The organism is Winogradskyella eximia, from assembly GCF_003386165.1.
Lineage (GTDB): Bacteria > Bacteroidota > Bacteroidia > Flavobacteriales > Flavobacteriaceae > Winogradskyella > Winogradskyella eximia.
The window spans coordinates 169,419-184,047 of record NZ_QRDV01000006.1; the positions used below are offsets into that span (position 1 = coordinate 169,419).

The following is a 14,629-nucleotide window of genomic DNA, read 5'->3' on the forward strand; positions in this document are numbered from 1 at the left end:
TAAAATGGAAAACAAAAAAGAAATGAGAACATGGTTGGATGATATGAATCTAGATCATCCACTAGTAATAGCAGGACCATGTAGTGCAGAAACAGAAGAGCAAGTATTACGAATAGCGCATGAGCTAAAAGATACTGATGTAAATTATTTTAGAGCAGGTATCTGGAAACCAAGAACACGACCAGGAAATTTTGAAGGTGTTGGTGCATTAGGTTTAAAGTGGCTAAAGAAAGTAAAGGCAGAAACAGGTATGAAAACTTGTACTGAAGTTGCAAATGCTGCGCATGTAAAGCTAGCTTTAGAAAATGATGTAGATTTATTATGGATTGGTGCACGTTCTACTGTTAGCCCGTTTATAATGCAAGAAATTGCAGATGCTTTAGAAGGTACTGATAAGATTGTGTTGGTTAAGAATCCTGTAAACCCAGATTTATCTCTATGGTTAGGAGGTATTGAAAGATTATATTCTGCAGGTATTAAAAATTTAGGCGCAATTCACAGAGGATTCTCTACATATGAGAAATCTAAATATAGAAATATACCAGAATGGCAAATAGCTATTGAGTTTCAGAATAAGTTTCCTGATTTACCTTTAATTAACGATCCTTCGCATATTACAGGTAATAGAGATATGATTTTTGATGTGTCTCAAACAGCATTAGATCTTAATTTTGATGGTCTAATGATTGAAACACATTTTGATCCAGAGAATGCATGGAGTGATGCTGCACAGCAAGTTACACCAAGTGCTCTAGTGCAGATCATGACCGATTTAAAAATCAGAAAAGAAACAGACTCTGAGGCAGCTTATAATTCTGAATTGAATAATTTAAGAGCTCAGATTGATGTTGTAGATAATCAAATTCTAGATTTATTAGGCAAACGAATGAAAGTTGCTGATGGAATAGGAGGACTTAAGAAGCAAAAGAATGTTGCTGTTTTGCAAAGCAAACGTTGGAATGAGATTTTGGGTAAAATGGTATTAGAAGGTGAAGAAAGAGGTTTAAGTGAAGAGTTTATATTACGTATGTTTAAAGCTGTTCATCAAGAATCGATTAATCGTCAAGAGAAGATTATTAATGGTTAATTGAAAATTAGTATTTTATATAAAGGCTCGCAATTTGCGAGCCTTTTTTGTTGGTACTGTTTACTAACTGAACTACAGCTTTTACTCATTCTAGGTTGTGAAAAGTTAGGTTTCATAATAGGTTTGGTGTATTAACCAAAACCAATTACTCATGAAAAAAATGACTTTATTATTTGTTACTCTAAGTTTTACACTAGTAACAATGGCTCAGATTTCTGTTTCAGGCACTGTTACCAATGATTCTATACCTTTGGAATCAGCCAGTGTAATAATTAAAAACTCTACTCACGGCATTGCAACTAACAGCAAAGGAGAATTTAAAATTGAAGCTATAAAAGGGGATACTTTGTCGGTTTCATATTTAGGTTATAAGCCTCAAGAGTTTGTTTTAACTGATACAGAGGAAATTGAGATTAAGCTTAAAGAAGATACTTTAAATGAAGCTGTAGTTATTGCTTATAGTGGTCATCGCTGTTGGACAACAGGTTGTGGAATTTGTATAACTTATGAAAGATATTGGGAAACTAATTTAGAAAAAAACAAACTCTTCCCAAATCCATCTTCAAACGGCATTTTTCAATTAAAATTAGTAGAAGATTATGCCGAAGTAAAAATTTCAATAGCAAATATGTCTGGAAGAATAATTCAGAACTCATCACATCAAAAATTGGGAAAAAAAGTGACTATTGACTTATCTCAATTTTCAACAGGTATTTATGTTGTGAATATTGTTACAGATGGCAAACGATTAGAACCTATTAAAGCTGTAAAAGGTTAAAAAAGTAGTTGTTATTGTTCTGCTTTTTTGTTCCATTAAACAATAATGACCATCTTTGTAGTAATGACAGGAACAGTATATAAATCTACAGGCAGTTGGTACACGGTAAAAACTTTGAACGGTAAATTCTATGAATGTAGAATTAAAGGCCGTTTTAGGTTGCAAGGCATTAAGAGTACCAACCCAATTGCTGTTGGTGATATAGTAGAGTTTGAGCTAGAAACAAAAAATAATACCGAAACAGGTGTTATTCATCGCATTGAAGAGCGTAAAAATTATATCGTTCGTAAATCGGTAAATCTCTCAAAGCAAACACATATTATTGCTTCAAATATTGACCAAGTATTTTTACTGGTTACTATTGATAATCCTCCAACATTCACCACATTTATAGATCGTTTTTTAGTGACTTCAGAAGCTTATGGGATTAAAGCCGTTTTGTTATTTAATAAGGTGGATTCTTATGATGAAGAGACGATGTTAGAAGTGAAATATTTAGCGAGTGTTTATCGTGCTATTGGTTATGAATGTATTGGCATTTCGGCAACCACAGGAAAAAATATAGATAAAGTAAAAGACTTAATGATAGGAAAGGTGAGCATGTTTGCTGGTCATTCTGGTGTTGGTAAATCTACTTTAGTCAATGCTATAGAGCCTTCTTTGGATTTAAAAACAAAAGCGATTTCTACGCAGCATAGCCAAGGGCAACATACCACAACTTTTGCAGAGATGTTTGATTTAAGCTTTGATGCAAAAATCATTGATACACCAGGTATTAAAGGTTTTGGAGTTGTTGATATGGAAAAAGAAGAGGTGGGTGATTATTTTCCTGAGTTTTTTGCATTAAAACAAGACTGTAAGTTCAATAATTGTATTCATTTAAACGAACCAAAGTGTGCTGTTAAGGATGCTTTAGAGGTCAATGAGGTGTCTTATTCAAGATATAAAAGTTATGTTCAGATTTTAGAAGGGGAGGATGAACATTATAGAACTGATAATTATGATAATGAATGAAAGTTGTAATACAAAGGGTAACTGAGGCAAATGTTACTATTGATGGTAATAGTGTTGCTCAAATTGGTAATGGGTTATTGGTATTATTAGGAATTGTAGATGAAGACACTCAAGATGATATCAGTTGGCTGTGTAATAAAATTATAAATCTTCGCATTTTTCCGGATGAAAATGGAGTGATGAATACCTCATTGAAAGCCTCTACTGGAGATGTGATATTGGTAAGTCAATTTACGCTTCATGCAAGTACAAAAAAAGGAAATCGTCCAAGTTATATTAAAGCAGCTAAACCAGATATTGCTATTCCTTTATATGAAAACTTTATAGAGTCGCTTCAAGATACATTAGGTAAAACAATACAAACAGGAAAATTTGGTGCAGACATGAAAGTGCAATTGGTTAATGATGGACCAGTCACTATTATTATTGATTCTAAGAACAGAGAATAATGGCTTCTATCTTCGGTCATGGATTAGTTGCTTATACAACGTCTAAACTTTTAGATTCCAAATCGAACAGAATACTTTTAATACTAGCAATTAGCTCTACAGTCTTACCAGATTTAGATGTGTTGGCATTTAAATTTGGGATTGATTATTTACATCCTTTAGGTCATAGAGGTTTTACTCATTCTATTCTATTTGCATTTATTTGGAGTATGTTTTTGTCGCTTTTATTTGGTAAAGTTAGAAAACTACTTTTTGCAATTGTTATTTTTATTTCAACAGTATCGCATGCTATTTTAGATGCCATGACAACAGGTGGTGAAGGAGTCGGTTTCTTTATTCCTTTTGATAATTCTAGATATTTCTTTTCGTTAAGGCCAATAAAAGTTTCTCCGATTGGTATAAATGAGTTCTTTTCAGAATGGGGAATTAATGTGCTCTTGAGTGAATTAAAATATATAGGAGTGCCTTGTTTTGTGGTTTTAGCAATTTTGTTTTGTGTTAGAAAATGAAAGTGTTAGTATTAGAAAGTTAAAAAATCAATACGATAATTGAGTATTTAGAAATAGTCAGAAATATATGACTTAAAACGTTTGTATAAAAAGATTTACTTTTTATATTGTATGCTTAAACAAATGATATTCATCAATGTCTTATTCTAAAATTTACCTGTCTACTTTTTTGTTTTTTATTTCAATTTGTAGTTTTTCTCAATCAGAAGAACTATATAGTTCATATTTTGTTCCTCAAGAATTAAAAACTAAAGCAAATGCTGTCGTTCGATTTGAGCATAAACAAATAGAGATATTAGATAGTGATAAGATAAAGTTAACGACTAGACGAGTAACCACAGTATATAATAAATATGGAAATAGACATATAAATGCTGTTGCATTTTATGATGATAATACAGATATTGGGAAAATAGAAGCTATTATTTATAATGCTTCTGGTGAAGAAATAAAAAAAGTAAAGAAAAAAGATTTTACAGACGAAAGTGCTGTGAGTCAAATTTCTATATACGAAGATAATCGTGTAAAATATCTCGATTATATTCCATTAAAATACCCTTACACTGTAGAGTATAGTGCTGAGATTATTTTTAGGAATACCGCATTCTTTCCGAATTGGCAACCTATAGATGATTATTATGTGAGTATTCAGCATGCCGAATATGAAATTATAAACTCAGCAGGAATTGATTTAAAAACTAAAAACGAGAATTTTGAAAGTTATAATATCAAAGAAATCTCTGAACATCATTTTGTAGCTGAAAATATTGAAGGTATAAAATATGAAGCTTATACACCAGAATTAAATAGTTTAGTACCACTTTTTAAAGTAGCACTTAGAAATTTTGAGATGATAGGAGTTGAAGGTGTAAATAATAATTGGAATGATTTCGGAAAATGGATGTACGATAGATTACTTACAGGTACAGATGATATACCTCAAACAACAATAGACCACGTTAAAAGTCTTACAGTTGGCGTAGAAGACCAAATAGAACGAGCTAAAATTGTATATAAATATATGCAAGATAAAACGCGCTACATAAGTATACAGGTTGGTATTGGTGGTTGGAAACCAATGTTAGCGAACGATGTAGATAAACTTGGATATGCGGATTGTAAAGGATTAACAAATTATACAAAGGCATTGTTAGAAGCTGTAGGAGTAAAATCTTATTATACCTTAGTTTATGGTGGGTTGGGACTTAGAGATATTGATAGTGAATTTTCTTCAGCTCAAGGAAATCATGCTATACTATGTGTGCCAAATGGTGATGAAAATATATTTTTAGAGTGTACTAGTCAAACCAACCCTTTTGGTTTTTCAGCAGGCTTTACAGATGATAGAAATGTATTATTGGTAAAACCAGAAGGAGGTGAAATTGTGCGTACAAAAATATATAGTGTTGATGACAGTGTGAAAAAGACAACGGCAACTATTTTTATGGATGTTTCGGGTGGTTTTAGTGCAGATGTTGGTATTACAACCACAGGTTATCAGTACGGCCTACATGATGGTATTGGAAATAAAACCCAAAGAGATCAGCAACTTTACTATAAAGAATATTGGGATAATATAAATAATATTAATCTAGATGATATAAGTATAGTGAATGATAAAGAAAATATTGTTCATCAAGAAAATGTAAAATTATCCTCTACAAATTATGCTTCTAAAAGTGGAAGTAGATTGATATTTCAGCCTAATATGTTTAATAAGGTCACTAAGATTCCTACACGATATGCTGTAAGGAAATTAGAGTTTAAGATAGATCGTTCGTATAAAAATATTGATGAATTTATTATTCAAATTCCAGAAGGATTAAAAATTGAAGCTATGACAGAGTCTAAAGAATTAGATACCAAATTTGGTGCCTATAGTTTTAAGTTAGAAAATTTAGGTGATAATAAATTGAAATATACAAGAACCTATACATTGCTAAAAGGCAATTACGATAAAGAGGACTATAAAGCGTTTAGAGATTTTAGAAAAGAAATTGTAAAAAACGATAAAAGCAAAGTGGTCTTAACCAAAGCTTAATAGATCATTCTATTTCTCTAAAACTAATAAATTAATCAATCCATTTCACGCATGAAAAAAACACTATTTATAATCACCATCGTTTTAAGTTTTAATTTTTTGAGTAGTCAGAATTATGACTTTGGAAAAGTATCAAAAGCAGAATTGGAAGAAAAGTACCATTATAAAGATTCATCGGCTTCGGCTGCAATATTATATAGAAACGAGAGGATTGTTTTTAATTATGCAGAAAATCAAGGCTTTATTCAAAATAGAGAAGTGCATGAACGAATAAAAATATATAATAAGGATGGTTTTGATTGGGCAACTAAAAAAATTCGTTTATTAAGAAGTAATTCACAAAAAGAAACTCTTTTAGGTTTAAAAGGATTTTCATATAATCTTGAACAAGATAAAATTAAAAAAGAGAAATTAAAAAATGATGGAAAGTTTGAAGAAAATTATAATGAGTTTTTAAAAATAAGTTCATTTACTATGCCTAATGTTAAGGAAGGTACCATTATTGAATATAAGTATACAATCACCTCCCCAAGAATCAGCATAGACGATATCATTTTTCAGTTTAGTATTCCTCTTAATAAGCTAGATATTAGAGTTGAAACACCTGAATATTATGTTTATAATAAACAGTTTAATTTACAAGCTAGTTATTTGCCTAAAATAGAAACATCTTATAAAAATACTACGATACCATTTAGTTATAAGATTGATGTTTTTTCTGTAAATGAGGTAGATATTCCAGCTCTTCGTAGTGAGGCTTTTGCTGGGAATATTAATAATTATAGAAGTAAATTGGCGATGGAGCTTTCGGCATATTTAAATAATATGAAGCTTGTAGAAAAATCATTTTCGTCAACATGGGAAGAGGTTTCAAAAACAGTTTACGATAATGAAGATTTTGGAGGACAATTAGGTAAGTTTAATGTTTATAAAACTGATTTGGAAGCTATATTAGCAGGTGTTGAAGATGATTTTGAAAAAGCACTAATAGTTGAGAGTTTTGTTAAATCTAAAGTAAAGTGGAATGGGCACTATGGCAAGTATGCTGAGAATGGTGTGCGTTCTGCATATAAAAATGGAGAGGGCAATGATGCTGATATTAATTTAATGGTGGTGTCTATGTTACGCTCTCAAGGTGTAAACGCTAATCCTGTAGTGTTAAGTACAAGAAACAATGGAATCCCATTATTTCCTTCTCGCGAAGGTTTTAATTATGTAATATGTAGTGTGCAACAAAATGATGAGTATTTATTAATAGATGCTACTGAGCAGTTTAGTACTAATAACGTTTTGCCTTTGCGTGTACTTAATTGGAAAGGAAGGTTAATCGAGGATAAAAATATATCACGATGGATTAATTTAAAGCCAAGTAAACAATCCTCAGAGGCTACAATGCTTAATGTTAAAATTAACGACGATTTCACAATTACAGGAAAAGTAGCTAAAAATTTATCAAATTATATTGCATACTTCTACAGAGAAAAATATGCAAATATGAAGGTAGAAGATCATATTAAATCCTTAGAAAAAGATAAAGGTGATATAGAAATTAGTGAATTAAATGTTGAGAATTTTAAGGATGGTGCTAAGCCAATAAAAGTGAATTATGAATACGAACTCACTGATGGTATTGATGAAATAGGTGATAAGCTTTATTTTACACCACTATTGTTTTTAAGTACTAAAGAAAATCCGTTTAAATTAGAAGAGCGTCAATATCCTATTGATTTTATTGTTCCTAATTCAGAAAAGTATATAATAAATATATTAATACCTGAAGGTTTTGTGGTAGAATATTTACCAGCATCTGAAGCAATTCAATTTAAAAATTCTGAAGTTAAGTTTAGTTATCTAGCGCAACAAAACGGAAATTATTTACAATTAAAAACCCAACTAGATATTGTTAATCCTCTTATTTTACCTAAAGATTATAAAGACTTTAAAGCTTTTTATAGCAAAATTGTAGAGAAACAAACCGAACAAATAATACTAACTAAAAGCTAAACATGAACATAAAAAACGCACAAAAAGAAGTTGACGATTGGATTAATGCACACGGAGTGCGCTACTTTAATGAGCTAACCAATATGGCACAACTAACTGAAGAAGTTGGTGAAGTTGCTCGCATTATTGCTAGACGTTATGGAGAACAGAGTGAAAAAGAAAGCGATAAGGATAAAGATCTAGGTGAAGAACTCTCGGATGTAATGTTTGTGGTATTATGTTTGGCTAACCAAACAGGTATAGACTTACAGGAAGCATTTGATAAAAAAATGGATAAAAAAGCCAAACGAGATCACAACAGACATCACAATAACGAGAAATTGAAGTAGTTTTGTAACTTCAATCTTATTTTAGAGATTCCAAATATGGACATCAGTATTAAAAAATCAAAGCTTACAAGTCATCAAAATATTCAGATTACAGGATCTAAGAGTGAATCTAATCGTTTATTGTTATTACAGGCATTATATCCTCAGATTCAAATTGAGAACGTATCTAATTCAGACGATTCTGCGTTGATGCAACAAGCTTTAAATTCTCAAGAAGAACTTATCGATATTCATCATGCTGGTACAGCAATGCGATTTTTAACGGCTTATTTTTCCATTCAAAATAATAGAGAAGTTATAATTACAGGTTCTTCACGCATGAAAGAACGACCGATAAAAATTTTGGTCGATGCTTTAACAGCTTTGGGAGCAGATATCACTTATTTAGAAAATGATGGTTTTCCGCCTTTAAAAATAAAAGGAAGACATCTCAAAAAAAGTAAGGTCTCATTAGAAGCACATGTAAGTAGTCAATATATTTCTGCATTATTACTTATTGCGTCACAATTAGAAAACGGATTAGAGCTCATATTAGAAGGGAAAATTACATCCGTTCCATATATTAAAATGACTCTAACATTGCTAAATAGTATTGGTGTTGAAACCAGTTTTATTAATAACACCATTACAGTAAAACCTAATGCAGTTGAGATTAAACCTCAAAAATTAACAGTTGAGTCTGATTGGTCTTCTGCATCCTATTTTTATAGTGTTATCGCTTTAAGTGATCTAGGCTCGGAAATAACAATTAACTCATACAACAAAAATAGCCTACAAGGTGATTCGGTTTTGGCTTCAATTTATAAAAATTTTGGTGTTACAACGACCTTTTTAGAGCATTCGATTATACTTCAAAAAACTTCAACTATAAGTGATAAAAGTAGTGTGGAGTTAAACTTGAGTAATGCGCCAGATATTGCACAAACAATAGCTGTAACGGCATTTGGGTTAGGTTTAGAGTGTTATATGACCGGATTGCATACACTTAAAATTAAAGAAACAGATCGTTTAGTTGCACTTAAAACTGAAATTGAAAAATTAGGAGGAGATGTAGCGATCACTGAAGCGTCTTTACATTTAAAGTCTGCAAAAGGAATTAATGATAACGTTTCTATTTCAACGTATAACGACCATAGAATGGCAATGGCTTTTGCTCCATTAGCTTTAAAAGTGCCAATTATAATTAACAATGCAGATGTGGTAAGTAAATCTTATCCTCAGTTTTGGGAAGATTTTAAAACTATAGGTTTCAGCATAAATAAGGTATTGTAGAATATAGTATGTTAGCGTTAATCTAACATGTATAGTAGTGATTTTTACTTAAAACACTTGCAATATTAAAATAAACGCCTATTTACTTGACAACGCCTATCTTGAGATTGTATATTTGCAACTTCTTAAAAATAAAACAAACACATGAAATTATCACACTTTAGTTTTGACCTTCCAGACGAATTACTTGCCGAGCATCCTGCAGAACACAGAGATGAATCTAGGTTAATGGTTCTTAATAGGGCAAAACAAACTATTGAACATAAACAATTCAAGGATATCATCGATTATTTTGATGAAGGAGATGTGATGATTATGAATGACACTAAAGTGTTTCCTGCACGTTTATATGGTAACAAAGAAAAAACAGGTGCACGTATTGAAGTTTTTTTATTACGCGAATTAAACCAAGAACAACGCCTTTGGGATGTTTTGGTAGATCCAGCTAGAAAAATTAGAATAGGTAATAAGTTATATTTTGGTGATGACGAAACATTAGTTGCTGAGGTTATAGATAATACAACATCAAGAGGGAGAACATTACGTTTCTTGTATGATGGATCTTACGCAGATTTTAGAACTAAGTTAACTGAACTTGGAGAGACACCATTGCCAAAATACATTAATAGAGAAGTAGAGCCAGAAGATGAGGAACGCTACCAAACTATTTATGCAAAAAATGAAGGAGCAGTAGCAGCGCCAACTGCAGGTTTACACTTTTCTAAACATTTATTAAAACGTTTAGAAATTAAAGGTGTGAAAACAGCAGAAGTAACATTGCATGTTGGTTTAGGTACTTTTAATCCTGTTGAGGTAGAAGATTTATCTAAGCACAAAATGGATAGTGAAGAAATCATTATTACAAAAGCTGCTGCAGATATCGTAAATGAAGGAATTGAAAAGAAAAAACGTGTGTGTGCTGTTGGTACAACATCAATGCGTACTATTGAGAGTTCTGTGTCTTCAAATGGTAGGTTAAATGAGTTTGATGGTTGGACAAATAAATTCATCTTTCCTCCTTACGAATTTAGTATTGCAAATTGCATGATTACTAATTTTCATACACCAAAATCAACTTTATTAATGATGACATCTGCATTTGCAGGTCATGATTTTATGAAAAAAGCATACGAAGAAGCTGTAAAAGAAAAGTATAAATTCTATTCTTATGGTGATGCTATGCTCATCATCTAATTAAGAATACAAGATTATAATTAAAAAGCCTCTTCATTGAGGCTTTTACTTTTTAAAGCATACACTAGATTTTAAGTACATTTGCAAAAGATGGAAACCAAAAAGAAAGATATACGCGCCTTAACTAAAGAACAGCTAAGAGAATTCTTTGTTAAACATGGAGATAAAGCCTTTAGAGGTAATCAGGTTTACGAATGGTTATGGCAAAAATCAGCATATAGTTTTGAGGATATGACAAATGTATCTTTAGAAACTAGACAGATGCTAGAAGATAATTTTGTCATTAATCATATCAAAGTAGATCAGATGCAACGCAGCTCTGATGGCACTATAAAGAATGCAGTGAGATTACATGATGATTTAATTGTAGAATCAGTGCTTATTCCAACTGCTACTAGGACAACAGCATGTGTGTCATCACAAGTAGGTTGTAGTCTCGATTGTAGATTTTGTGCAACGTCAAGACTAAAACGCATGCGAAATCTAAATCCAGATGAGATTTACGATCAAGTTGTAGCTATAGATAACGAAAGCAGATTATATCATAACAGACCATTAAGCAATATTGTGTTTATGGGTATGGGAGAGCCTTTAATGAACTATAATAACGTTCTTAAGGCTATTGATAAGATAACCTCACCTGAAGGTTTAGGGATGTCTCCAAAGCGTATTGTAGTGAGTACATCTGGAGTGCCAAAAATGATTAAGAAAATGGCAGATGATAACGTAAAGTTTAAGTTGGCTGTGTCGTTACATTCTGCTATAGATGAAATTAGAACTTCCATAATGCCATTTAATGCCACATTTCCACTAACTGATTTAAGAGAAGCGTTACAATACTGGTATGCAGCTACAAAAAATAGAATTACTTATGAGTATGTTGTTTGGGATGGCATAAACGATAAAAGAAAAGACGCTGAAGCTTTAGTTGAGTTTTGCAAATTCGCACCAAGTAAAGTGAATCTTATAGAATACAACCCAATTGACGATGGTGAATTTCAGCAAGCCCATGCAAAAGCTATAGATATGTACGTATCTGTTTTAGAAGCTAATAATATTACCGTTACAGTAAGACGAAGTAGAGGTAAAGATATAGATGCTGCTTGTGGTCAGTTGGCTAACAAAAGCTAATATTTAACATAGATATTTTTGATTCAGACATAAAAAAAAGCGGCAATTGCCGCTTTTTTTTGTTTAATTAATACTGATTAGTTCTTAATAAACTTTATCGTTTTAGAATTTCCATCAATATTTATTTTTGCTAAATAAACACCAGTGTTTAAATCAGAAACATCAATAGATTCAATTGTATTAGATAAAGAATTAGATATTACACGTTGACCTAATAAAGAATAAATTTCTACACTTGTCATCTCCATATTTGAAGATTCTAAGTCAAGTGTTTGTGCATTCTTATTGTAGAAATGTGTAAAACGATTAGATTCAAATTCAGCAATACTTAGAGCTTCGCTTGTTACACTGAAACCATCAACGAAAAGCGCATTTCCTGCGGTAGCTGTTGCAAGGAAACTAGATTTATCATGAATACCAAAATAAAATTGACCAGTAGTTGCAGGAGTAAAAGTAACAGAACGTTCTACATAATCGATATTTACTAAATCATCTAGAGTTAATAAAATTGTATTTCCTAATCCATCATTAGTTGAAGAAACTGCTATTTCAAGATCTTTATTAGGTCTAGAAAGACCAGCAGCAGCTAATACTCGTTGAAAAAACGAAAAAGTATATTCGCTATCTGAAGCTAAATTAAAAGGGCCAACATATACCCATGCATCAGCGTCTTCTGCTGTACTTGTATTATTTGAAAACATTGAAGCTAATCCATCATATGCATAATCATTTGTGGTATCTCCGTCAAGAAGATCATCTACTGTATAGCTCCAAGTTCCAGTGCCTGCAAAACTAAGACCAAAATTTAATAATAATGCTTGGTTTGCGTCAGCCTCCAAATCTTCACTGTAAGGATAAGTGCTTAAGTTAGAGGGGCTTGTTCCAGCTGTTACTTCTATGTAGTTAGAGTAATCACCACCACCACAGTTTTTTCTAACAAAGATGCTATAAGAAACACCAGACATTAAACTAGTAAGTTGATAAGTATCTCCAGCAGTAACAGTAGTTGTAGATCCACCAGTACCTTGAATGTATGGATAAACTCCCCATTCTATATCATAATCACCAGAAGCATTCATTGAAATGTCAACAGTAGTTTGAGAGAAATCATCAAAAGTTATGGCAGGGTCTACACAAGTAGGTGCAGAAACTACTATATTGTCAACAGCCCATCCCCAAGAGTAGTCTCCTACCCATCTAAATCTAACTTGAGCATTAGCAACACTACTTAATTCTGTAGAAACATCTATTTCTTCTAAACCAAAAGATGAATCTGCTTGTTCAGCACCTGTATAATAGGCAACTTGTACCCATGTAGTACCATTATAAACTTCTACATAGCCTTCACCGCCATAACCTGCAGTAAAAAAATGATTAAAAGAAAGTATAACATTAGTAGCTCCAGAAACGTCAAAAGCAGGACTCTCTAATGCTGCATCTTCAGCAATAGCACCACCATAACCATCACTGTCAAGTATTGCGTAATTTCCAACTAAAAAAGCGTCATCATAATAAATAGTATTAGGTGAAGTATACCCTACAGCATCGCCTCCAGTAGCAAAAGTCCATATTTCTCCTCCTGCAGCAATATCGTTATTTGTCCAACCAGTAGGTAATGTTAAGCCACTTTCAAAATCTTCAGACAATACAACTTGTCCAAACATTAGAGCAGAGCCAAACATTAATGTAAATAATAAAGTAATTTTTTTCATGTGTTTGTGTTTTTATGATTAATTGCATAAAGTTACAAATATTTGCGAGCTGAAAAAGTTAAAATATTATAATTCTATTTTAAGAATATATAGCTAATAGAATTTGTAATTTTACATTTTTATGTCATAAATGAAGATTACCGAACAAATAAAACAACCTATTGCTTACGAGATGGATCTTTTTGAACAAAAGTTTCAACTCTCTATGGCTAGTAAGGTTGCGTTGCTAAATCGTATTACACATTATATAGTAAATAGAAAAGGCAAACAGATGCGCCCAATGTTTGTGTTTTTAGTCGCTAAAATGATGAATAATGGTGAGGTAAGCGAACGTACCTATAGAGGTGCATGTGTTATAGAGTTGATCCATACGGCAACCTTGGTTCATGATGATGTAGTTGATGATAGTAATCGAAGACGTGGCTTTTTCTCTATCAATGCACTTTGGAAAAATAAAATAGCGGTCTTAATTGGTGACTTCTTATTATCTAAAGGGCTTTTACTTTCTATAGATAATAATGATTTTGATTTATTAAAAATTATCTCGGTTGCTGTAAGAGAAATGAGTGAAGGGGAGTTGCTTCAAATTGAAAAAGCTAGACAACTCGATATTACAGAAGATATTTATTATGAAATTATAAGACAAAAAACAGCGACGTTAATTGCTGCTTGTTGTAGTTTAGGTGCTGCTTCTGTAAAGCCTAATTCTCAAGAAGTAGAATCGATGAGAAAGTTTGGAGAATTGATTGGTATGGCATTTCAAATTAAGGATGATCTATTCGATTATGGTCAAGAAGCGATAGGCAAACCCACAGGTATAGATATTAAAGAACAAAAAATGACGTTGCCTTTAATATATGTATTAAATAATTGTACTAAAAAAGAAAAATCGTGGCTGATTAATTCAGTTAAGAACCACAATAAAGATAAGAAACGTGTAAAAGAAGTTATCACTTTCGTTAAAAATAATGGAGGATTAGATTATGCGGTTTCTAAAATGAAAATATTTCAAGAGGAAGCTCTTAATTTATTAAATAAATATCCCGAATCACCTTATAAATCTTCATTAATATTAATGGTGGATTATGTTATTGATAGAAAAAAATAGA

13 protein-coding genes are annotated in these 14,629 nt (G+C 31.8%); 12 read left to right on the forward strand and 1 reads right to left on the reverse strand.

Translation table 11 applies throughout. The features are described 5' to 3' along the window. Positions 1-4 precede the first annotated feature (4 nt). From DFQ10_RS13290 to rlmN, 11 genes are all read left to right on the forward strand, one after another. Positions 5-1,087: a bifunctional 3-deoxy-7-phosphoheptulonate synthase/chorismate mutase type II gene (locus DFQ10_RS13290; protein ID WP_115817923.1), complete on the forward strand. Its 1,083-nt coding sequence runs from the start codon at positions 5-7 to the stop codon at positions 1,085-1,087. A gap of 151 nt (positions 1,088-1,238) precedes the next feature. Beyond that, positions 1,239-1,865, forward strand: coding sequence for a carboxypeptidase-like regulatory domain-containing protein (locus DFQ10_RS13295; protein ID WP_115817924.1), 627 nt, complete (start codon positions 1,239-1,241; stop codon positions 1,863-1,865). A 63-nt stretch (positions 1,866-1,928) separates the two neighbouring features. Then, a complete protein-coding gene (gene rsgA, locus DFQ10_RS13300; RefSeq protein ID WP_115818008.1) occupies positions 1,929-2,879 on the forward strand; it encodes a ribosome small subunit-dependent GTPase A in 951 nt (316 codons plus the stop codon). Beyond that, positions 2,876-3,328 (forward strand): D-aminoacyl-tRNA deacylase, encoded by a 453-nt coding sequence (gene dtd / locus DFQ10_RS13305; protein ID WP_115817925.1) that lies wholly within the window; start codon positions 2,876-2,878, stop codon positions 3,326-3,328. The genes rsgA and dtd overlap by 4 nt, the downstream gene beginning before the upstream one ends. Next, complete coding sequence (locus tag DFQ10_RS13310; RefSeq protein ID WP_115817926.1) at positions 3,328-3,837, forward strand: metal-dependent hydrolase; 510 nt, start codon at positions 3,328-3,330, stop codon at positions 3,835-3,837. The genes dtd and DFQ10_RS13310 overlap by 1 nt, the downstream gene beginning before the upstream one ends. A gap of 136 nt (positions 3,838-3,973) precedes the next feature. After that, a complete protein-coding gene (locus DFQ10_RS13315; RefSeq protein WP_115817927.1) occupies positions 3,974-5,878 on the forward strand; it encodes a DUF3857 domain-containing protein in 1,905 nt (634 codons plus the stop codon). 51 nt (positions 5,879-5,929) lie between these two features. Next, complete coding sequence (locus tag DFQ10_RS13320; RefSeq protein WP_115817928.1) at positions 5,930-7,882, forward strand: transglutaminase domain-containing protein; 1,953 nt, start codon at positions 5,930-5,932, stop codon at positions 7,880-7,882. A 2-nt stretch (positions 7,883-7,884) separates the two neighbouring features. Then, on the forward strand, positions 7,885-8,211 hold the full coding sequence (locus DFQ10_RS13325) for a nucleotide pyrophosphohydrolase (RefSeq protein WP_115817929.1): 327 nt from the start codon (positions 7,885-7,887) through the stop codon (positions 8,209-8,211). A 36-nt stretch (positions 8,212-8,247) separates the two neighbouring features. Beyond that, positions 8,248-9,483, forward strand: a complete 1,236-nt coding sequence (locus DFQ10_RS13330; RefSeq protein ID WP_115817930.1) for a 3-phosphoshikimate 1-carboxyvinyltransferase — start codon at positions 8,248-8,250, stop codon at positions 9,481-9,483. A gap of 144 nt (positions 9,484-9,627) precedes the next feature. Beyond that, the gene (gene queA, locus DFQ10_RS13335) at positions 9,628-10,677 is read left to right on the forward strand and encodes a tRNA preQ1(34) S-adenosylmethionine ribosyltransferase-isomerase QueA (RefSeq protein ID WP_115817931.1); all 1,050 of its coding nucleotides are present in this window, start codon (positions 9,628-9,630) and stop codon (positions 10,675-10,677) included. A gap of 90 nt (positions 10,678-10,767) precedes the next feature. Continuing rightward, positions 10,768-11,808, forward strand: a complete 1,041-nt coding sequence (gene rlmN / locus DFQ10_RS13340; protein WP_115817932.1) for a 23S rRNA (adenine(2503)-C(2))-methyltransferase RlmN — start codon at positions 10,768-10,770, stop codon at positions 11,806-11,808. Between the two features lie 77 nt (positions 11,809-11,885). On the opposite strand, the gene DFQ10_RS13345 is transcribed toward rlmN, so the two are convergent. Continuing rightward, a complete protein-coding gene (locus DFQ10_RS13345; RefSeq protein ID WP_115817933.1) occupies positions 11,886-13,520 on the reverse strand; it encodes a T9SS type A sorting domain-containing protein in 1,635 nt (544 codons plus the stop codon). Between the two features lie 130 nt (positions 13,521-13,650). Between DFQ10_RS13345 and DFQ10_RS13350 the strand changes: the two genes are divergently transcribed. Then, a complete protein-coding gene (locus DFQ10_RS13350) occupies positions 13,651-14,628 on the forward strand; it encodes a polyprenyl synthetase family protein (RefSeq protein ID WP_115817934.1) in 978 nt (325 codons plus the stop codon). Position 14,629: the final 1 nt, after the last annotated feature.

Excerpts from the sequence above, each read along its gene's own strand:
- dtd (WP_115817925.1), top strand. The coding sequence starts at position 2,876 with ATGAAAGTTGTAATACAAAGGGTAACTGAGGCAAATGTTACTATTGAT.
- DFQ10_RS13330 (WP_115817930.1), top strand. The coding sequence starts at position 8,248 with ATGGACATCAGTATTAAAAAATCAAAGCTTACAAGTCATCAAAATATT.
- queA (WP_115817931.1), top strand. The coding sequence starts at position 9,628 with ATGAAATTATCACACTTTAGTTTTGACCTTCCAGACGAATTACTTGCC.
- DFQ10_RS13350 (WP_115817934.1), top strand. The coding sequence starts at position 13,651 with ATGAAGATTACCGAACAAATAAAACAACCTATTGCTTACGAGATGGAT.
- DFQ10_RS13345 (WP_115817933.1), bottom strand. The coding sequence starts at position 13,520 with ATGAAAAAAATTACTTTATTATTTACATTAATGTTTGGCTCTGCTCTA.
- DFQ10_RS13310 (WP_115817926.1), top strand. The coding sequence starts at position 3,328 with ATGGCTTCTATCTTCGGTCATGGATTAGTTGCTTATACAACGTCTAAA.
- DFQ10_RS13320 (WP_115817928.1), top strand. The coding sequence starts at position 5,930 with ATGAAAAAAACACTATTTATAATCACCATCGTTTTAAGTTTTAATTTT.
- DFQ10_RS13290 (WP_115817923.1), top strand. The coding sequence starts at position 5 with ATGGAAAACAAAAAAGAAATGAGAACATGGTTGGATGATATGAATCTA.
- rsgA (WP_115818008.1), top strand. The coding sequence starts at position 1,929 with ATGACAGGAACAGTATATAAATCTACAGGCAGTTGGTACACGGTAAAA.
- DFQ10_RS13325 (WP_115817929.1), top strand. The coding sequence starts at position 7,885 with ATGAACATAAAAAACGCACAAAAAGAAGTTGACGATTGGATTAATGCA.
- DFQ10_RS13315 (WP_115817927.1), top strand. The coding sequence starts at position 3,974 with ATGTCTTATTCTAAAATTTACCTGTCTACTTTTTTGTTTTTTATTTCA.
- DFQ10_RS13295 (WP_115817924.1), top strand. The coding sequence starts at position 1,239 with ATGAAAAAAATGACTTTATTATTTGTTACTCTAAGTTTTACACTAGTA.
- rlmN (WP_115817932.1), top strand. The coding sequence starts at position 10,768 with ATGGAAACCAAAAAGAAAGATATACGCGCCTTAACTAAAGAACAGCTA.